21 protein-coding genes and 1 tRNA gene are annotated in these 17,666 nt (G+C 66.6%); 19 read left to right on the top strand and 3 right to left on the bottom strand.

All coding sequences use genetic code 11. The annotated features are described in order from the left end of the window. Positions 1 to 42 precede the first annotated feature (42 nt). Together HB724_RS14970 and pssA are read left to right on the top strand one after the other, a co-directional pair. On the top strand, positions 43 to 771 hold the full coding sequence (locus tag HB724_RS14970; RefSeq protein ID WP_213981744.1) for a phosphatidylserine decarboxylase: 729 nt from the start codon (positions 43 to 45) through the stop codon (positions 769 to 771). A 13-nt stretch (positions 772 to 784) separates the two neighbouring features. Next, the gene (gene pssA, locus HB724_RS14965; RefSeq protein ID WP_213981743.1) at positions 785 to 1,576 is read left to right on the top strand and encodes a CDP-diacylglycerol--serine O-phosphatidyltransferase; all 792 of its coding nucleotides are present in this window, start codon (positions 785 to 787) and stop codon (positions 1,574 to 1,576) included. On the opposite strand, the gene HB724_RS14960 is transcribed toward pssA, so the two are convergent. Continuing rightward, positions 1,515 to 1,733, bottom strand: coding sequence for a hypothetical protein (locus HB724_RS14960; protein ID WP_213981742.1), 219 nt, complete (start codon positions 1,731 to 1,733; stop codon positions 1,515 to 1,517). The genes pssA and HB724_RS14960 overlap by 62 nt on opposite strands. 243 nt (positions 1,734 to 1,976) lie before the next feature. On the opposite strand from HB724_RS14960, the gene rpsB reads away from it, so the two are divergent. From rpsB to HB724_RS14885, 15 genes are all read left to right on the top strand, one after another. Next, positions 1,977 to 2,855, top strand: a complete 879-nt coding sequence (gene rpsB, locus HB724_RS14955) for a 30S ribosomal protein S2 (protein WP_213981741.1) — start codon at positions 1,977 to 1,979, stop codon at positions 2,853 to 2,855. 82 nt (positions 2,856 to 2,937) lie between these two features. Further along, the gene (gene tsf / locus HB724_RS14950) at positions 2,938 to 3,864 is read left to right on the top strand and encodes a translation elongation factor Ts (protein ID WP_213981740.1); all 927 of its coding nucleotides are present in this window, start codon (positions 2,938 to 2,940) and stop codon (positions 3,862 to 3,864) included. Positions 3,865 to 3,982: 118 nt separating this feature from the next. Further along, entirely contained in the window at positions 3,983 to 4,714 is a 732-nt protein-coding gene (gene pyrH, locus HB724_RS14945) for a UMP kinase (RefSeq protein WP_213981739.1), read from the top strand. A 12-nt stretch (positions 4,715 to 4,726) separates the two neighbouring features. Continuing rightward, complete coding sequence (gene frr / locus HB724_RS14940) at positions 4,727 to 5,284, top strand: ribosome recycling factor (RefSeq protein WP_213981738.1); 558 nt, start codon at positions 4,727 to 4,729, stop codon at positions 5,282 to 5,284. Between the two features lie 108 nt (positions 5,285 to 5,392). Continuing rightward, positions 5,393 to 6,130 (top strand): isoprenyl transferase, encoded by a 738-nt coding sequence (locus HB724_RS14935; protein ID WP_213981764.1) that lies wholly within the window; start codon positions 5,393 to 5,395, stop codon positions 6,128 to 6,130. Next, positions 6,127 to 6,900: a phosphatidate cytidylyltransferase gene (locus HB724_RS14930; RefSeq protein WP_213981737.1), complete on the top strand. Its 774-nt coding sequence runs from the start codon at positions 6,127 to 6,129 to the stop codon at positions 6,898 to 6,900. Before HB724_RS14935 ends, HB724_RS14930 begins: the two co-directional genes overlap by 4 nt. After that, the gene (gene dxr, locus HB724_RS14925; protein ID WP_213981736.1) at positions 6,897 to 8,054 is read left to right on the top strand and encodes a 1-deoxy-D-xylulose-5-phosphate reductoisomerase; all 1,158 of its coding nucleotides are present in this window, start codon (positions 6,897 to 6,899) and stop codon (positions 8,052 to 8,054) included. Before HB724_RS14930 ends, dxr begins: the two co-directional genes overlap by 4 nt. Beyond that, positions 8,051 to 9,184: a M50 family metallopeptidase gene (locus tag HB724_RS14920; protein ID WP_213981735.1), complete on the top strand. Its 1,134-nt coding sequence runs from the start codon at positions 8,051 to 8,053 to the stop codon at positions 9,182 to 9,184. Before dxr ends, HB724_RS14920 begins: the two co-directional genes overlap by 4 nt. A gap of 68 nt (positions 9,185 to 9,252) precedes the next feature. Beyond that, positions 9,253 to 12,048, top strand: a complete 2,796-nt coding sequence (bamA, locus tag HB724_RS14915) for an outer membrane protein assembly factor BamA (protein WP_213981734.1) — start codon at positions 9,253 to 9,255, stop codon at positions 12,046 to 12,048. Continuing rightward, on the top strand, positions 12,048 to 12,815 hold the full coding sequence (locus HB724_RS14910; RefSeq protein WP_213981733.1) for an OmpH family outer membrane protein: 768 nt from the start codon (positions 12,048 to 12,050) through the stop codon (positions 12,813 to 12,815). The genes bamA and HB724_RS14910 overlap by 1 nt, the downstream gene beginning before the upstream one ends. Then, entirely contained in the window at positions 12,812 to 13,288 is a 477-nt protein-coding gene (gene fabZ, locus HB724_RS14905; protein ID WP_213981732.1) for a 3-hydroxyacyl-ACP dehydratase FabZ, read from the top strand. Before HB724_RS14910 ends, fabZ begins: the two co-directional genes overlap by 4 nt. Before the next feature lie 7 nt (positions 13,289 to 13,295). Beyond that, on the top strand, positions 13,296 to 13,511 hold the full coding sequence (locus HB724_RS14900) for a hypothetical protein (RefSeq protein ID WP_213981731.1): 216 nt from the start codon (positions 13,296 to 13,298) through the stop codon (positions 13,509 to 13,511). Between the two features lie 153 nt (positions 13,512 to 13,664). Further along, positions 13,665 to 13,895, top strand: coding sequence for a 50S ribosomal protein L31 (gene rpmE / locus HB724_RS14895; RefSeq protein WP_213981730.1), 231 nt, complete (start codon positions 13,665 to 13,667; stop codon positions 13,893 to 13,895). A 115-nt stretch (positions 13,896 to 14,010) separates the two neighbouring features. Further along, positions 14,011 to 14,298, top strand: a complete 288-nt coding sequence (locus HB724_RS14890; protein WP_213981729.1) for a PilZ domain-containing protein — start codon at positions 14,011 to 14,013, stop codon at positions 14,296 to 14,298. A 250-nt stretch (positions 14,299 to 14,548) separates the two neighbouring features. Next, complete coding sequence (locus HB724_RS14885; protein WP_213981728.1) at positions 14,549 to 14,980, top strand: hypothetical protein; 432 nt, start codon at positions 14,549 to 14,551, stop codon at positions 14,978 to 14,980. A gap of 25 nt (positions 14,981 to 15,005) precedes the next feature. On the opposite strand, the gene HB724_RS14880 is transcribed toward HB724_RS14885, so the two are convergent. Both HB724_RS14880 and HB724_RS14875 read right to left on the bottom strand, forming a co-directional pair. Beyond that, positions 15,006 to 15,743: a hypothetical protein gene (locus HB724_RS14880; RefSeq protein WP_213981727.1), complete on the bottom strand. Its 738-nt coding sequence runs from the start codon at positions 15,741 to 15,743 to the stop codon at positions 15,006 to 15,008. A 75-nt stretch (positions 15,744 to 15,818) separates the two neighbouring features. After that, positions 15,819 to 15,908 (bottom strand) — tRNA-Ser (locus HB724_RS14875). Between the two features lie 198 nt (positions 15,909 to 16,106). On the opposite strand from HB724_RS14875, the gene HB724_RS14870 reads away from it, so the two are divergent. Together HB724_RS14870 and HB724_RS14865 are read left to right on the top strand one after the other, a co-directional pair. Continuing rightward, entirely contained in the window at positions 16,107 to 17,117 is a 1,011-nt protein-coding gene (locus tag HB724_RS14870) for a lytic murein transglycosylase (RefSeq protein WP_213981763.1), read from the top strand. A gap of 109 nt (positions 17,118 to 17,226) precedes the next feature. Then, positions 17,227 to 17,666 (top strand): septal ring lytic transglycosylase RlpA family protein (locus HB724_RS14865; RefSeq protein WP_218625210.1); only part of this gene is annotated, 440 nt, incomplete at its 3' end.

The raw sequence follows: 17,666 nt of genomic DNA, 5'->3' as shown, positions 1-17,666 counted from the left end.
GCTGGATTGTGTTGGCGGGGCGGCATGGCTAGACCCGCGCGCATGGCATCGATCGACAAGCCTCCGCTCGGCACCTCGACGGTGAAATGGCGCTTCCCCGACATCCACCCCGAAGGGCGCAAATATGTGCTGATCGCCGGCGCGATCGCGCTGGCCAGCCTGTTCATCTGGGATTTCATCACCTGGCCCCTGGTGTTCCTGACGCTGGGCGTCGCGGCCTTCTTCCGCGATCCGGTGCGGGTGACGCCGCAGGGCGAGGGGCTGATCGTCGCGCCCGCCGACGGCCTCGTCACGATGATCGAGCGCGTGCCGCTGCCGCCTGAGCTTTCGGGGCCGCAGGCGCTGGGCGACCAGCCGATGATCCGCGTCTCGATCTTCATGAGCGTGTTCGACGTGCATGTGAACCGCACGCCGATCTCCGGCACCGTGCGCCACGTCATCTATATCTCCGGCAAGTTCATGAACGCCGATTTCGACAAGGCAAGCGAGGAAAATGAGCGCCAGCACATCCTGGTCGAGGACCGGAACGGGCTGCGCATCGGCTTCACCCAGATCGCCGGGCTCGTCGCGCGGCGCATCGTCAGCTTCGTCAAGCCCGGCGACATGATCGTGGCGGGCCAGCGCGTCGGCCTGATCCGGTTCGGTAGCCGCCTCGATGTGTTCCTGCCCGAAGACTATGGCTGCGTGGTCGCGCTCGGCCAGCGTTCGGTCGCGGGCGAGACGATCCTTGCACGCAAGGGCGTCCCCAACGTCGCCGGCGTCGCGCAATGAGCTTGTCGGGCCGATGAGCGTTCGGCCGCGCCGCGAGCGGGGCATTCCATTGCGCGCCGTCGTTCCCAACACGGTAACGGCGCTGGCGCTCTGCTCGGGCCTCACCGCGATTCGTTTCGCTATCCTGGAGAATTGGGAGGCGGCGGTGCTGATGGTGCTCGCCGCCGCGGTGCTCGACGGAATCGACGGGCGCATCGCCCGGCTGGTCCGCGCGGAGAGCCGGTTCGGCGCGGAGCTCGACAGCCTGTCCGACGCGATCTCGTTCGGGGTCGCGCCCGCGCTCATCCTTTATCTCTGGTCGCTTCAGGCGCTCGGGCGGTTCGGCTGGCTCGTCGCGCTGATCTATGCGTTGTTCTGCGCGCTGCGGCTCGCGCGCTTCAATGCGCAGATCGATCGGGAGCATCAGCCGCATAAATCCGCCGGCTTCCTCACCGGGATTCCGGCCCCGGCCGGCGCGGCGCTGGTGCTCGCGCCGCTCTATCTCTGGCTATGGACCGAGGAATGGTTCCTGCGCTCGCCCATCGGCATCGCCTGCTGGACGGCCTTCATCGCCACCCTGATGATCTCCAGCATCGCGACCTTCGCGCCCACCATCCGACTGCGCCGCAACGTCCGTTTCGAAGCGATCGCCGTGCTCGTCGTGCTCGTTGCGGCCCTGGTATCCGCGCCCTGGCCGACGCTCACGCTGGTCGCGGGGCTCTATCTCGTCTCGATCCCATTCAGCGTGCGCAGCTATCGCCGGATCAGGCGGCTGCGCGCAGCGACGCCCGCTTCGGCAGGCGGGCCGGAACCGCGCCTATCGTGACTCGGCTCAGCCGGGCCGGCAGCTCGGGCAGGGTGGAAGCGGGGACGGGGCGCAGCAGCGCCGCGAACCGCGGCAATTGTGGGCGGACGCTCGCCACCAGGGTCCAGATTGCGGCCAGGAACGCGGCGCCGAACAGCATCACAGCAAGTCCACTCATCATATGGCTCCCCAAATGCGCCGCACTGGCGCCGTCGGACATTCCCAGTCCGCTTTCTGATCCCTTTATGTTCCTCTGACGTTCCATCGTCAAGCACGTTTGTTCTCTTTTGTTCTCTTGCATCCCGCGTCGCTTTCGATTAAGGGCGCCGCCTCAACCCCGCATGGGAAGCATCATAACCCGGTGCCGTGAACACTTCACGGTTCCCGCTTCCCAGAGGCTCAACCGGAAGGAGTTATCCCTATGGCGGCACCTGTCGTCTCCATGCAGCAATTGCTCGAATCGGGCGCGCACTTCGGTCACCAGACCCACCGCTGGAACCCGAAGATGAAGCCCTACATCTTCGGCGATCGCAACGGCGTCCACATCATCGACCTTTCGCAGACCGTACCGCTCTTCGCGCGCGCGCTCGAATTCGTCTCGTCCACCGTCGCCGCCGGCGGCAAGGTGCTGTTCGTCGGCACCAAGCGTCAGGCGCAGGAGCCGATCGCCGAGGCCGCGCGCCGCGCGAACCAGCATTTCGTCAACCATCGCTGGCTGGGCGGCATGCTCACCAACTGGAAGACCATCTCGGGCTCGATCAAGCGCCTCAAGACCCTGGAAGAGCAGCTTTCGGGCGACACGCACGGCCTCACCAAGAAGGAAGTGCTCCAGCTCACCCGCGAGCGCGACAAGCTCGAGCTTTCGCTCGGCGGCATCCGCGACATGGGCGGCGTGCCCGACATCATGTTCGTGATCGATGCCAACAAGGAAGAGCTGGCGATCAAGGAAGCCAATACGCTGGGCATCCCCGTTGTCGCGATCCTCGATTCGAACGTCAGCCCGGACGGCATCGCCTTCCCGGTGCCGGCGAACGACGACGCCAGCCGCGCGATCCGTCTCTATTGCGAGGCCGTGGCGATCGCCGCGACCCGTGGGGGCCAGGATGCGATGCAGCGCAGCGGCTTCGATTTCGGCGCGGCCGAGCGGCCACCGGTCGAGGAAGCGCTGACCATCGAGGCATCGCCTTCGGTTGCGGAAGATACGACGCCCGCCGATATCGCGATTACGGCGGAGGAGTTCGCGACTCCCGCAGCGGAGCCCGAGGCGGCGGCCGAGGCCGAGCGCCAGCTCGACGCCTGACGGCCCGTCACGAACACGTAATCGGGGCGGGGCAGGGCGATACGCACTGCTCCGCCCGACTTTTGATTAGAGGAAAAGAACAATGGCCGAGATCACTGCCGCTTCTGTCAAGGAACTGCGCGAGCGCTCGGGCGCCGGCATGATGGATTGCAAGAAGGCGCTGAACGAGACGAACGGCGACATGGAAGCCGCCGCCGACTGGCTGCGCGCCAAGGGCCTCGCCGCCGCCGCCAAGAAGTCGAGCCGCACCGCCGCGGAGGGCCTGGTCGGCGTTGCCGTCGCCGGCACCAAGGGCGTTGCCGTAGAGGTCAATTCGCAGACCGACTTCGTCGCCAAGAACGACATCTTCCAGAACTTCGTCCGTGACGTCACGTCGATGGCGCTCGAGATCGGCGACGATATCGATGCGCTGAAGGCGGCCCCGCTGCCGGGCGGCACGATCGAGGAAGTGCTGACCGCGAACATCTCGACGATCGGCGAGAACCAGGTTCTCCGCCGCGCCAAGAAGGTGGAAGTCGCGCAGGGCGCGGTGATCCCCTATGTCCATAATGCGGCGGCCCAGGGCCTCGGCAAGATCGGCGTGCTCGTCGCGCTCGAATCGGATGCCGGCGTCGACGTGCTCGAGCCACTCGGCAAGCAGCTCGCGATGCACATCGCGGCGGCCTTCCCGCTGGCGCTGGACGATAGCGGCCTCGACCAGGACGTGCTGGAGCGCGAGCGCCAGATCGCGACCGAGAAGGCTGCCGAGAGCGGCAAGCCTGCCGAGATCATCGCCAAGATGGTCGAAGGGGCGGTCAAGAAGTTCGCCAAGGAGAATGCACTGCTCAGCCAGCTCTTCGTGATGGACGGCAAGACCCCCATCGCCGACGTCGTCGCCAAGGCGGCGAAGGATGCCGGCACGTCGATCGTGCTGAAGGACTATGTCCGCTTCCAGCTCGGCGAAGGCATCGAGAAGGAAGAGAGCGACTTCGCCGCCGAAGTGGCTGCGACCGCCGGCCTCACCAAGTAAGGCGAGGCGCCGGGGCGTTCCACCTGCACGGTTTCTCCCCGGCATCTCCGCTTGTTCCAGCGGCGCGGCACCTCTAAGGTCCGCGCCGCTTCCGTATCCGCCGTAACCAAAGGTTCGCATGACCGTTTCCCGCTTCCGCCGTATCCTGTTGAAACTCTCGGGCGAAGTCCTGATGGGGCAGGGGCAGTTCGGAATCGATCCCGCCACCTGCGAGCGCGTCGCGCTCGAAGTGAAGGAGGCCAAGGACAGCGGCCTCGAGATCTGCATGGTCGTCGGCGGCGGCAACATCTTCCGCGGGCTGGCCGGCGCCGCCCAGGGCTTCGATCGCGCCTCGGCCGATTATATGGGCATGCTCGCCACAGTGATGAACGCGCTGGCGATGCAGAACGCGCTGGAAAAGGTCGGCGTCGATACGCGCGTCCAGTCGGCGATCCCGATGGCCTCGGTTTGCGAGCCCTATATCCGCCGCCGCGCCGAGCGGCACATGGAGAAGGGCCGCGTCGTGATCTTCGCCGCAGGCACCGGCCTGCCGTTCTTCACCACCGACACCACCGCCGCGCTGCGTGCCGCCGAGATGGATTGCGACGCGCTGTTCAAGGGCACTTCGGTCGATGGCGTCTATGACGCCGATCCCAAGAAGGTGCCGACCGCGAAGCGTTACGATACATTGAGTTACGACCGTGTCCTTGCAGACAATCTCAAGGTGATGGACGCCTCCGCGGTGGCTTTGTGCCGCGACAACAATATTCCGATCGTCGTCTTCAACATTCGCGGCGAGGGCAATCTCACCGCGGTCCTGCGGGGCGAGGGCACTTCGACGATCGTCCAGACCGAACAGCAATACGTATAAGAGGAAACGGCAATGGCCGCATATGACAAGGCAGATCTCGAGCGCCGCATGGCCGGTGCGGTCGAGGCGCTCAAGCACGATCTCCAGGGCCTGCGCACGGGCCGCGCTTCGGTGACGCTGCTCGATCCGGTGACGGTCGAGGTATATGGCGCGCAGATGCCGCTCAACACGATCGCTACCGTTTCGGCGCCCGAGCCGCGGATGCTGTCGGTGCAGGTGTGGGACAAGTCGAACGTCGGCCCCGCCGACAAGGCGATCCGCTCGGCCGGCCTGGGCCTCAATCCGATCGTCGACGGCCAGACGCTGCGCCTGCCGATCCCGGACCTGACCGAGGAGCGCCGCAAGGAACTCGCCAAGCTCGCCGGCCAATATGCCGAAAAGGCGCGCATCGCCGTTCGCAACGTCCGCCGCGACGGCAACGATAATCTGAAGACCGACGAGAAGAAGGGGGTTCTTTCCGAGGACGAGCGCAAGCGTCACGAAACCGAGGTGCAGAAGCTGACCGACGCGACGATCGCCGAGCTCGATGCCGCCGCTTCGGCCAAGGAAAAGGAAATCCTGGGCAAGTGACGGGGAAAAGCGCCTGCGCTTTTCAGGCCAGGCCGGGGGCTTGGCCGGCCCGGAACTCGGGTGAACGGCAAGGCTGTTCCGGCCCGGCACTTCTCGGGCGGCAAGGTCATGGCTGCTAATCCCGCCCGCGCCCCGAGTGGAGGCGGCTCCCCGCCACCGCGCCATGTCGCCATCATCATGGACGGCAACGGCCGCTGGGCGAAGGCGCGCTTCCTGCCGCGCATCGCCGGCCACAAGCAGGGCGTCGATGCCGTGCGGCGGGTCAGCCGCGCCGCCCGCAAGCTTGGCATCGAAGTACTGACGCTCTATGCCTTCTCGTCCGAGAATTGGCGCCGCCCCGAGGAGGAAGTCCGCGACCTGATGGGGCTGCTGCGCCATTTCCTGGCGAGCGAGCTCGACGAATTGGTGTCCGAGGGCGTGAAGCTGCGGGTGATCGGCGACTGGCGCGGGCTTTCCGGCGATCTGGTCGCGATGATCGACGCCGCGATCGCGCGGACGGTGGACAATCCCGGCCCGACGCTGGTGATCGCGCTCAATTACGGCGCCCAGGCCGAGATACTCGCCGCCGCGCGCCGCCTTGCCGAGCAGGCGCGGGACGGCACGCTCGATCCCGTATCGATCGACGAGGCGCGCTTCGAGGCCGAGCTGGAGACCGCAGACCTGCCGCCGCTCGACCTGCTGATCCGCACCTCGGGCGAGCAGCGCCTGTCGAACTTCCTGCTCTGGCAGGCGGCCTATGCCGAATTGCTGTTCGTCGACACCTTGTGGCCCGATTTCAACGAGGACACGCTCGCCGAGGCGATCGGCCAGTTCGGCCGCCGCCAGCGCCGTTTCGGGGGCCTGTGAAGAAGAATTCCGACCTCGGAAAGCGGCTGGTCGTGGCCCTGGCGCTGATCGGCCTCGCCTTCGTCGCGCTATGGGCGGGCGGGCTGGGCTTCTGGCTGGTGCTCAGCGTCGCGGGCATATTGATGATCGGCGAATGGGCGATGCTTGCGGGCGTGGACTCGCGGCAGCGGCGGCTCGCCCAATATGCGCTTTCCGTGCCGCTCGCGATCATGGCGCCTCATCTGGCCGCGGGACCGGGTTTCCTGGCGCTCGGGCTGATCGCGGGGGCAGCCTTCTTCACCGCCGCCGTGACGCGCAGCGCGCGGCTGGCCGGCGGCGTGCTCTATGTCGGCCTGCCAGTGCTGGCGCTGCTCGTGCTGCGCGAGCGGGAGCATGGGCTGCTGCTCACCTTCTGGGCGATGGCGCTGGTCTGGGCGTGCGACAGCGGTGCCTTCTTTGCCGGCCGTGCGATCGGCGGGCCGAAGCTGGCGCCGTCGATCAGCCCCAACAAGACCTGGGCGGGGTTCCTGGGCGGGCTGCTCGCGGCGGCCGCCTTTGCCTTCGTGCTTGTCCTGCTGTTCGATCTTCCGGTGCTGCTGGCGCTCGCCACGCCCCTGCTGGCGGTGCTGGCGCAGATCGGCGACCTCTACGAAAGCCATCTCAAGCGCCATGCCGGCGTGAAGGATTCGGGTAATCTGCTGCCCGGCCATGGCGGGATCATGGATCGGCTCGACGGGTTGGTCGCGGTCGCCCCGGCGGCTGCCTTGCTGGTGCTGGCGCTGCCGCGATGAAGACCGTCACGATCCTGGGCGCCACCGGTTCGGTGGGCAGTTCGACGCTCGACCTGATCGAGCGCGAGCCCGAACGATTCGAAGTGCTGGCGCTCACCGCCAATTGCGACGTCGCCAAGCTCGCTGCCGCCGCGATCCGCACCAATGCGAAGCGCGCGGTGGTGGCCGATGCCGCCTGCCTCGACGATCTGCGCGATGCGCTCGCCGGGACTGGCATCGAGGCGAGGGGAGGGGCCGAGGCGATCTGCGAGGCTGCCCGGATGGGTGCCGACTGGACGATGGCGGCGATCGTGGGGCTTGCGGGCCTGGCGCCCGTCATGGCCGCGCTCGAAGGCGGCGGCATGGTGGTGCTCGCCAACAAGGAGCCGCTGGTCTCGGCCGGCGATCTCGTCCTGGCCGCTGCCGTGCGGCACGGCGCGACGCTGCTGCCCGCCGATTCCGAGCATAACGCCATCTATCAATGCTTCGATTTCGCCCGGCCCGAGCGGGTGCGGCGGGTCATCCTCACTGCCAGCGGCGGCCCATTTCGCGACTGGGATCTGGCGGCGATGCGCGGCGTCACGCCCGAACAGGCGGTCGCGCACCCCAATTGGTCGATGGGCGCCAAGATCTCGGTCGATTCGGCGACGATGATGAACAAGGGGCTCGAACTGATCGAGGCCGCCCGGCTGTTCCCCGTGCCCCCGGCCGCGTTGGAGATCATCGTCCATCGCCAGTCGGTGATCCACTCGATGGTCGAATATGTCGATGGATCGATCCTGGCGCAGCTCGGTCCGTCGGACATGCGCGTGCCGATCGCGCATACGCTGGCTTGGCCGGACCGGATGGAGACGCCGATGGCGCCGCTCGATTTCGCCGCGCTGGGCCGGCTCGATTTCGCCGAACCCGATCCCGAACGCTTCCCGGCGCTCGCTTTGGCGCGCCATGCGCTGGAGGCCGGCGGCGCCCGCCCGGCGATTCTCAACGCCGCGAACGAGGTTGCCGTGGCCGCCTTCCTTTCGGGCCGCCTCAACTTTCTTGAAATTGCCGCAATCTCTGCCGATACGCTCGAACGCTATGACCCGGCCGCCCCGGACTCGCTCGACGCCGTGCTGGCCATCGATGCGGAAGCACGGCGCTATGCGGTCGAGCGTGTGAAGGATTGCGTCGTTTGATCGAGACCCCCGGCATCCTGCTCACCCTATTGGCGTTCGCGCTTGTGATCGGGCCGCTCGTCTTCCTCCATGAGCTTGGGCATTATCTCGCCGGACGCTGGTTCGGCGTGAAGGCCGAGGAATTCTCGATCGGATTCGGCCGCGAGGTGGCGGGCTTCACCGATCGGCGCGGCACGCGCTGGAAGTTCGGCTGGCTGCCGCTGGGCGGTTATGTCCGCTTCGCCGGCGACATGAACCCGGCCAGCCAGCCTTCGCCCGAATGGCTCTCGCTGCCGGCGCAGGAGCGCGCGAAGACCTTCCAGGCCAAGGCGCTGTGGCAGCGCGCGATCATCGTCGCGGCGGGGCCGGTCTCGAACTTCATCGTCGCGATCGTCATCCTGGCGGGCTTCGCCTTCGCCTATGGGCAGAATACCACTTCCGCAGTGGTCGGCAGCGTCCAGCCGGCCAGCGCCGCCGCTGCCGCCGGCCTCCAGCCCGGCGACAGGATCACCGCGCTCGGCGGCCGCGCGATCGGCGATTTCAACGATCTGCGGACCTTCACCGTGATGCGCGCGGGCGCCCAGGTGCAGATCGATTTCGAACGCGCCGGACGTCCGATGCAGGCCGATGCCGTGATCGGCACCCTGGCGGAGAAGGATCGCTTCGGGAACGTGTCGCGCCGTGGTGTGCTCGGCATCGGGCCGGGACCGCAGGTCTTCACGCCGGTAAGCCTTTGGGAAGCGCCGTTCGTTGGTGCGCGCCGGACCTGGGAGATCGTCGAGACCACGGTCGATGGGCTCGGCCAGATCATCATGGGCCGCATCCCGGTCAGCGAGCTGGGCGGGCCGCTCAAGATCGCGCAGATCTCGGGCGAGAGCCTGGCGATGGGGCCGATCGATTTCGTCGGCCTGATCGCGCTGATTTCCATTAATCTCGGATTCATCAACCTGTTGCCAGTCCCGGTGCTGGATGGCGGACACCTGCTGTTCTACGCAGTCGAGGCTGTCCGGCGTCGCCCGGTCGAGCCGCAGGTAATGGAATGGGCGTTTCGCGGCGGGCTATTGGCGATATTGGCGCTGATGCTGTTCGTTACGCTCAACGATCTCGGCGCGTTCGGCGTGTGGAGAAATCTGGCCGGGTTGATCGGCTGATGCGGTTCGGGCAGGGCGTTGAACGCCGAAGTGCCGACCGGCTTATTATGGATTCCGACTGGGGTGGGATGGTGACTGCGATCAAGGCAACGAAATTCGGCGCGCGTGCTTCTGCGACGCTTCTCGCGGGAACGGTCCTTTCCGGGATCGCGAGCGCGCAGACGGCGCCCCAGGCCGCTGCCCCGGCCGCGCCTGCCACCCAGGCCGCGCCCGCAGCCCAGGACACGCCTGCGCCGGCCGTGGCGCCGCAGCAGGCGCGCACGATTCGCTCGCTGCGCGTCGAGGGCTCGCAGCGCATCGAGCCGGAGACGGTGCTGAGCTACACCCGCCTGCGCTCCGGCGATTCCTATACCAACGAGACTCTCGATCAGGCGATCAAGGATCTGCTCGCCTCGGACCTGCTTGCCGACGTGCAGATCGAAGGCGGCCTGACCGGCGACCTCATCATCCGCATCCGCGAGAACCCGGTCATCAACCGCGTCGTCTTCGAGGGCAACAAGCGGCTGAAGCAGGACAAGATCGACAAGGAGATCAAGCTCAAGCCGCGCCAGATCTTCACGCGCACCGCGGTCCGCGCCGATATCGGCCGCATCGTCGAGCTCTATCGCCGCCAGGGCCGCTTCGCCGCCTCGGTTGAGCCGAAGATGGTCAGCCTCGACCAGAACCGCGTCGACGTGATCTTCGAGATCCACGAAGGCGCCAAGTCCAAGGTCCGCCAGATCAACATCATCGGGAACGAGGTGTTCCCCGACGGCAAGCTGCGCGGCGAGATGGCGACCAAGACCGCCAGCCTGGCGCATCTGATGAGCTCGAACACGAGCTACGACCAGGATCGCCTGGCCTATGACCAGCAGAAGCTGCGCCAATTCTACTTGACCAACGGCTATGCCGATTTCCGCGTGATCTCGGCCGTCGCCGAGCTGACGCCGGACAAGAAGGACTTCATCATCACTTATGTGGTGGAGGAGGGGCCCCGCTACAAGTTCGGCGACGTCACGGTCGACAGCGCGATCCGCGACTTCGACGACAAGAAGCTGGCCGAGCATCTTTCGATCAAGAAGGGCGACTGGTACAACGCCAAGGCCGTCGAGGACACGGTCGAGCAGTTGAGCGAGACCGCCGGCCTGTTCGGCTACGCATTCGCCGACGTCCGCCCCGAGTTCCAGCGCGACAAGGACGCGCTGACCATGTCGATGAACTTCCACATCGGCGAGGCGAACCGCACCTATATCGAGCGCATCGACATCACCGGTAACCGCCAGACCCAGGACAAGGTCATCCGCCGCGAAATGCGCGTGGCCGAGGGCGATGCCTTCAACACCTTTCTGGTCAAGCGTTCGCAGGACCGCATCAATTCGCTCGGCTATTTCCAGGACAAGTTCGAGATCGAGCGCAAGGACGGCTCGGCCCCGGACCGCATCGTGCTCGCCGCGAACGTCGAGGAAAAGCCGAACGGCGAGCTGACGCTCTCCGCGGGTTTCTCCAGCCTCGAACGCTTCATCCTCCAGGCGTCGATCCGCCAGCGCAATTTCCGCGGCAAGGGCCAGACGGTCAGCGCCTCGGTCGATTATTCGAGCTATTCCAAGTCGGTCGAGCTGGGCTTCACCGAGCCCTATCTGTTCGACCAGAACATCGCGCTGGGCGGCACGATCTTCCGCCGCGACTATAACGCGTTCAACTATATCGGCGACGATCGCTCGACGACCTACAGCCAGATTTCGACCGGCTTCCAGCTCGTCATGGGCGTGCCGCTCACCGAATATTGGACGCTGTCGGGCCGCTACCAATTGTCCAAGGATGATGTCTCGCTCGATCGGGGCAGCTTCTATTCGGACACCAACGGCGACGGCACCCTCGACACCTGCGATCCGCTCAAGGCCGGCCGCTATTATTGCGAGGCGGTGGGCAATCGCCTGACCTCGCTGCTTGGCCTGTCGCTGATCTATGACAGCCTCAACAGCCGCCTGCGGCCGACGCGCGGCACGCGGCTGTCGGTCGGCGGCGATTTCGCCGGCCTGGGCGGCGACGTCCGCTATCTGCGCGGACGCGTGAATGCCGACAAATATTGGAACGTCGGCAGCGGCTTCATCTTCTCGCTCTCGGGCGAAGGCGGCTATATCAAGAGCCTGGAGAAGGCGAACGGCCCGGGCGTCGACGCGGTGCGCATCACCGATCGCTTCTATCTGGGTGAACCGCAGTTCCGCGGCTTCGACATCCGCGGTGTCGGTCCGCGCGTCCAGCGGATCGGCTATACCGGCGATCCGCTTGCCGGAACGCAGTTGCTGATCACCGACAAGGACCAGATCATCGACGACGCGCTGGGCGCCACGGCCTATTATCTGACCAAGGCCGAGCTCGAGATCCCGCTGGGCGCGGGCGCCGCCGAGATGGGTCTGCGCCCCTCGATCTTCGTCCAGATGGGCGGCCTGTTCGGCATCACCAGTCCCGGCAGGACGATCGAGTTCCAGCAGGCCAAGAATGGCGACACCCTGCTGTTCAATGCCGACGGCTCGCCCACGCTGCTGCCCAAGGATAATTTCCTCAAGGATGCGAGCGGCAACCAGCTCTATTTCTACACTGATCCGTCGACCGGGGTACAGTCTGCCACGCCCTGCCGGGTCGGTACCGGCGCGACGCCGACCGCCTGCGTCGGCACCACGATCAACCCCATCGCCAACAATCCGACCCCGCCCTTCTTCGAGCAGTTCGTCGGCGATTCCGCCCGGCCGCGCATTTCGGTCGGCTTCGGCGTCAACTGGAATTCGCCCTTCGGGCCGCTGCGCATCGACGTCGCCAAGGCGCTGCTCCACGAAAAGGGCGACGACACCAAACTCATCACATTCAACGTAGGGACTCAGTTCTGATGACTAAGACGAGGATTCTCGCGGCGCTTCTCGCTGCTCCGGCGGCGCTAGCCTTCGCTGCTCCGGCCAATGCCCAGGTTGCGGGCATCGCCTATGCCAACCCCACCACAGTCGTCGCCGGGTCCAAGGCGTTCGGCGCCGCGCGCCAGCAGATCGCGACGACCTACAAGGCGTCGTTCGATCAGATCGAGGCACGCCGCACCGCCGCGCAGAAGGAAGCCGAGCCGCTGCTGACGCAGCTCGACACCAACAAGGACGGCAAGATCAGCCAGGACGAGATCAAAGCCGCGCAGGCTGCGAAGAACCCGGTCCTCGACAAGATCAAGACCGCGCAGGATGCGGCGGACGCCGACATCGCCAAGCTGACCAACCCCGCCGCGCGCGCCGAGCTGTTCGCGATCGAATCGATCCTGCGCCAGTATGAGGCGGCGCAGCTCCGCGTCGTCACCGCCAAGAAGATCAACGTCGTCCTGTCGCCGGAAGTCTTCATGTACGCACCGGATTCGGCTGACATCAGCAGCTCGATCACTGCCGAGATCGACAAGACCACGCCGACCGTGTCGATCCAGCCGCCGGCCGACTGGCAGCCGTCGCGCGATACGATGAACATCCAGCAGCAGCTCGTCCAGCTCGCCCAGATGCGTGCCTATCAGCAGCAGGCCCAGGCGCAGCAGCAGGGCGCTGCCCCCGCGGCTGCCGGTGCTGCCCGTCCGGCCGCTCCGGCTCCTGCGGGCGCCAAGCTCGCGAAGCCCGCCGAGCCGCGGTGAGCGAGGAAGCCGGCGGCACGAACATCGGCCCGCTCGATATCGGGCGGGTCATGGCCGCGTTGCCGCATCGCTATCCGATGCTGCTGGTCGATCGTGTCGAGGAGCTGATCCTCGACAAGTCGATCGTCGCGATCAAGGCGGTGACGATCAACGAGGCGTTCTTCCAGGGGCATTTCCCGGGCAGGCCGATCATGCCCGGCGTGCTGACCGTCGAGGCGCTGGCGCAGGCCGCCGGCGTGCTCGCGGTCGAATCGCTGGGCCTCGCCGGCTCGGGCAAGCTCGTCTATTTCATGGCGATCGACGGGGTGAAGTTCAGGAAGCCGGTCGAGCCCGGCATCCTGCTGCGCCTCGAAGTGGAATTCCTCCAGAAGCGCGCCCGCGTCTGCAAGTTCGCCGGTCGCGCGACGATCGACGGCGAGCTGGCCGCCGAGTGCGAATTCACCGCGATGATCGCCGATCCGCCCAAGGCGTGAGGCGGTGATGGACGGGCTGACCTGGTTCGGCTTGTTCGCGGTGACCGCGATGCTGGTCACCTACGCGCTGGAGAGCCGCTCGCACGGGTGGATCCTCGCCTTTGCCGGCGCCTGCCTGCTCGGTTCGGCCTATGGCTTCCTCCAGGGAGCCTGGCCGTTCGGCGTGGTCGAGGCGATCTGGTCGCTCGTGGCTGCGCGGCGCTGGTGGCTTCTCCGCCGCTAGAGCGTTTTCGAGTGGGCTGGGGCAGCCTGCGGCTCGGAAAATGCGGTAATCAGGAGGCTGGAGCGTCGCTCCAGTTGCGCGCGGGGCGCGTCTCTGCTAGGCGCGCCCGTCCGCTGCTGGTCGGTAACCAGCGGCACTTGCAAGGAATTCGACGTGAAGAAAGATACCCACCCCGATTACCACATGATCAAGGTGCAGATGACGGACGGCTCGACCTACGAGACCCGTTCCACCTGGGGCAAGGAAGGCGATCTGATGCAGCTCGAAATCGATCCGCTGGCGCACCCCGCCTGGATCGGCGGCCGCGGTCAGATGCTCGATCAGGGTGGCCAGGTGGCGCGCTTCAACAAGCGCTTCGGCGGCCTCTCGCTCGGCAAGAAGTAAGCGTTCGAGGCGCGGGGCTGTCGCTCCGCGCCTCCGGCACCTTTCGGATCAAGCGTTTAACCAGCCATTAGGCATGCGCTGCTAGCCTTTCCCTGCACCTATAGGGGAGAGCGCCATGTTCGCAGCGGAGTTCGAACCGGCCGGCCAGCGCCGCCGCCGCGAACCGCGTGCCCCTTCAGCACTCGACGCAGAGCTCGGCATCGCCGGCATCGGCCGTGCGCTTTGCCGCTTCCTCGATTTTTCCACGCGGGGCGCCCGCGTCCAGACCTATTCGGAACTCCAGCGCGGCACGATGATCTGGCTGGCGCTGCCGGGCGTCGTCTGGGCGCGCGATTACGAGGTCGGGATCGAGTTCCGCACGCCGCTCAGCGCCAAGGCCATGGAGGCGCTCGCGGCACGATGAATGCGTGGCGCGCCCGGATGACATCATTCGGATTGCGCCGGAACTCCTATTACGGCATGTTCGTTGCTTCACTGGTTGGGGAACGGTGATGTTGAGAATGGTGCTTGGCTGCGCAGTCGCCTGCGGAGCGTCCGTGCCCGCTCTGGCGGGTGAGCGGAATGTGGTTCCGCCTGGTATCAAGGCGATTCCGGCGCGCGCTGTTCCGTTGCGCGTCGCTCCCGTTCGTTCCATTCCTGCGAGTGAAGTGCCTGTGGGCAAGGCTGCGCCGGCAATCGTGCATTCGCGCACCGTCAATGCCCGTGCCATCACCACCTTCGTCCTGCCGCCCCGCAATCGGGCGACCTATGATCTCGGTGCGCCGTCCTCGACTGCGCAGATCGTCGCGGCCGGCTATGGGCGTCCCGAAGCCGGGACCGCATCTTCCTTCGCCCTTCCGGAGCCGCGGCCCCTGCCGGCGTGGCAGCTCACCGACAGGTCTTCCGAAATCACCGCCCGCGCCGGCGCCCGCTATGCCGTGGGCGACACGCTGGCCGATCACCGCAGGGTAGGGCCGCCGCGCTCCGCGCTCGACGCGATGCTGGTGCTCCGCATCGACGGCCGCAACGAGAGCCCGCCGCTCAGCCTGCGGGGCGGCGTAGCGGGCGCGATGTGGCGGGCAGGCACTCCCCAAACGCTCCGCTAGGAGAGGGGATGACGGAAGGCCGCCGTTACGGCTTCGCCTGCTTCCTTGCGATCGCCTGATCGATCATCGCGATATATTGGTTGTTCGGGTCGATGGCCTTGACCTGCGCCGAGGCAGCCTGCGCGCCTGCCAGATCGCCCGTAGCCGCCTGGCTCAGCCCCTTGATGGCGATCAGATCGGCGCGTTCGCCGCCCTGCAGATCGGTATCGCTCGCCAGGAACCGATCGAGGAAGCCGACGATCTCGGCGAATTTGTTCTGGTTGAGCAGGACCGCGACATATTCCTTGGTGAGGTTATGCTCGTCAGGGGCGATCGCCAGCCCCTTGGCATAGGCGATCCGCGCGGCCTCGAAATCGCCCAACTCATACTGGATCCAGCCCACGACATAGGCGAGATTGCCAAAATTGAGCTCGGTCGAGACGAAATTGGCGTCGGCCGCGAAGCCGGGCACCGGCTTTCCGGCCTTGCGGAGCGCCATGATCGTGGCGAACTGATGGGCATCATATACCCGCACCTCCGCCCCACAGCGCTGCGTCGGGATCGGCGCTGGCGCGATCTTGTCGAGACGTGCCTGCAACGCGGGCAGCATCGTCTTGAGCGCGGCGATGTCGCGCGCTTGCATCAGCTGGAACGCCTTGTCGAAATCGGGCTTCAGCTCCGCCGACTGGCGGGCATAGGCTTCGCAAATGCCTTGCGCCTGCGCGCTCACCGGTACCAGCAGCGCCAGCGCGGCGGCCGCACGGACAATGCGAATCATCCCCATTCACGCCTCCATCGCGGATATGGGAGAATTCTCAGGGCGAAACATGCATGTTTCAATCGCAAAAGCCGGGGCGATTGGCGGAGAGGGTGGGATTCGAACCCACGGTGAGCTTGCACCCACGGCGGTTTTCAAGACCGCTGCCTTAAACCACTCGGCCACCTCTCCGCGTCGGTTCCCGCTATCGCCTGTCTGCGGATGGATCAATCCGGACTTTCGCACTGCATTCGGTGGTCAGCCGGGAGGCCGGTACGACGGACCGATGTAAATTCCTTGCGAAAGCAGGCGGCGGGGCTTCATGCGGCGCGCCGGCTGTGCCACAAAACGGCAATGCGGGGTTTGCATCGAGTATTCGGCAAGGCGACGATGATCGCGGGCGCGGTGATCGTGGCGGTGCCCGGGGGCACGCCGGCGGCGGCGCAGGACGAAGCCGGTTTCCGGACCTATCTCGACACGCTTGGACGCGAGGCGCTGGCGCAGGGCGTGACGCGCCGCACGGTCGATATGGTAGTTCCCACGCTCACGCTAAACCCCCGCGTGATCGAGCTCGACCGGCAGCAGCCCGAGACCCGGCCGAACGCGCCGATTCCGGCCTTCGAGCCCTATCGGCGCCAGCATCTCAGCGCCGCGCTGATCGCCCAGGGCCGTGCCGCCTATCAGCGCCAGCGCTCGCGCCTCGCCGCGATCGAGCGCGAGACGGGGGTGCCCGAATCGATCATGGTCGCGATCTGGGGGCACGAGACCAGTTACGGCAAGGTGATGGGCGGGTTCGATCTGCCGCGCGCGCTGGCCACGCTTGCTTATGAGGGGCGGCGGCGCGATCTGTTCTCCAGCGAATTCATCGCCACGCTCAAGATGATCGACCGCGGCGTTCCGCGTGGGAAGCTGGTCGGGAGCTGGGCGGGCGCGTTCGGCGGCCCGCAATTCCTGCCTTCGATCTATCTCCGCCTTGCGCGGGACGGCGACGGCGACGGCATAGCCGATATCTGGAGCAGCGAGGCGGACACGCTCGCTTCGATCGCCAATTACTTCACCAACGCCGGCTGGCGCCCCGGCCAGCCCTGGGGATTCGCGGTGAGCGTGCCGGCGGGGCTCAACCGTGGCACGCTCGGGAGCCGCGCAGTCAGCCCCCGATGCCCGCGCGTCCATGAGCGCCACACCCGCTGGAAGACGATGGCGGAGTGGCGCGCGCTGGGGATCGTGCCGCTCAAGCGCGCCTGGCCGGGGGACAGCGTGCAGGCGACGCTGCTGGAGCCGGACGGTCCCGGCAAGACCGCCTATCTGCTCACCGGCAATTACCGCGTGATCCTCGATTATAATTGCTCGAATTTTTACGCTTTGTCGGTAGGTCTGCTTGCCGATGAAGTCGAAAGCTAGCCTCGCCGCCGCCAGCCTTTTCCTCCTCGCCGGATGCGGCGGAGGGCAGGGGAGCGCTTATCGCCCCGAACCGCTCGCATCGCAGGCGGCTCCGGAACCGCCCCGTCTCGTGCCCAGCGCGGGATATGACGACTCTGCGGCTGGCGCCACCGGCCCGCGCGGTTCCTCGCAACCCGGTCCGAACGAGCATCGCTATGACGAGGTCGGCTATGCCGGCGTGCGCAGCGTCGCCGGCGGCGGTCCGCGCGACGAAGCGGTGGTCGCGATCCATCCGACCTTGCCCGCGAACAGCTATGTCGAAGTGACCTCGCTCGACAATGGGCGCACGATCCTGGTGCTTGTCACCGGCACCGGCCGATCGGACAACGCGATCGATCTGTCGCCCGGCGCCGCGCGCCAGCTCGGCTATGACAAGCCCGGCACCATTCCGGTGCGTATCCGCGCCGTCATGGCGTCGCCGCAGGATCAGGTCGCGCTGCGCTCGGGCCGACCGGCCGAGGCACGCGCCGATGCGCCGCCGGTGCTGCTCAACGGGCTGCGCAAGCGCCT

This window comes from Sphingomonas sp. dw_22, from assembly GCF_018449795.1.
Taxonomy (GTDB): Bacteria; Pseudomonadota; Alphaproteobacteria; order Sphingomonadales; family Sphingomonadaceae; genus Sphingomonas.
This window is presented reverse-complemented; position numbering and strand designations above follow the sequence as displayed.

Excerpts from the sequence above, each read along its gene's own strand:
- HB724_RS14970 (WP_213981744.1), top strand. The coding sequence starts at position 43 with ATGGCATCGATCGACAAGCCTCCGCTCGGCACCTCGACGGTGAAATGG.
- pssA (WP_213981743.1), top strand. The coding sequence starts at position 785 with ATGAGCGTTCGGCCGCGCCGCGAGCGGGGCATTCCATTGCGCGCCGTC.
- HB724_RS14960 (WP_213981742.1), bottom strand. The coding sequence starts at position 1,733 with ATGAGTGGACTTGCTGTGATGCTGTTCGGCGCCGCGTTCCTGGCCGCA.
- rpsB (WP_213981741.1), top strand. The coding sequence starts at position 1,977 with ATGGCGGCACCTGTCGTCTCCATGCAGCAATTGCTCGAATCGGGCGCG.
- tsf (WP_213981740.1), top strand. The coding sequence starts at position 2,938 with ATGGCCGAGATCACTGCCGCTTCTGTCAAGGAACTGCGCGAGCGCTCG.
- pyrH (WP_213981739.1), top strand. The coding sequence starts at position 3,983 with ATGACCGTTTCCCGCTTCCGCCGTATCCTGTTGAAACTCTCGGGCGAA.
- frr (WP_213981738.1), top strand. The coding sequence starts at position 4,727 with ATGGCCGCATATGACAAGGCAGATCTCGAGCGCCGCATGGCCGGTGCG.
- HB724_RS14935 (WP_213981764.1), top strand. The coding sequence starts at position 5,393 with ATGGCTGCTAATCCCGCCCGCGCCCCGAGTGGAGGCGGCTCCCCGCCA.
- dxr (WP_213981736.1), top strand. The coding sequence starts at position 6,897 with ATGAAGACCGTCACGATCCTGGGCGCCACCGGTTCGGTGGGCAGTTCG.
- bamA (WP_213981734.1), top strand. The coding sequence starts at position 9,253 with ATGGTGACTGCGATCAAGGCAACGAAATTCGGCGCGCGTGCTTCTGCG.
- HB724_RS14910 (WP_213981733.1), top strand. The coding sequence starts at position 12,048 with ATGACTAAGACGAGGATTCTCGCGGCGCTTCTCGCTGCTCCGGCGGCG.
- HB724_RS14900 (WP_213981731.1), top strand. The coding sequence starts at position 13,296 with ATGGACGGGCTGACCTGGTTCGGCTTGTTCGCGGTGACCGCGATGCTG.
- HB724_RS14890 (WP_213981729.1), top strand. The coding sequence starts at position 14,011 with ATGTTCGCAGCGGAGTTCGAACCGGCCGGCCAGCGCCGCCGCCGCGAA.
- HB724_RS14880 (WP_213981727.1), bottom strand. The coding sequence starts at position 15,743 with ATGGGGATGATTCGCATTGTCCGTGCGGCCGCCGCGCTGGCGCTGCTG.
- HB724_RS14870 (WP_213981763.1), top strand. The coding sequence starts at position 16,107 with ATGATCGCGGGCGCGGTGATCGTGGCGGTGCCCGGGGGCACGCCGGCG.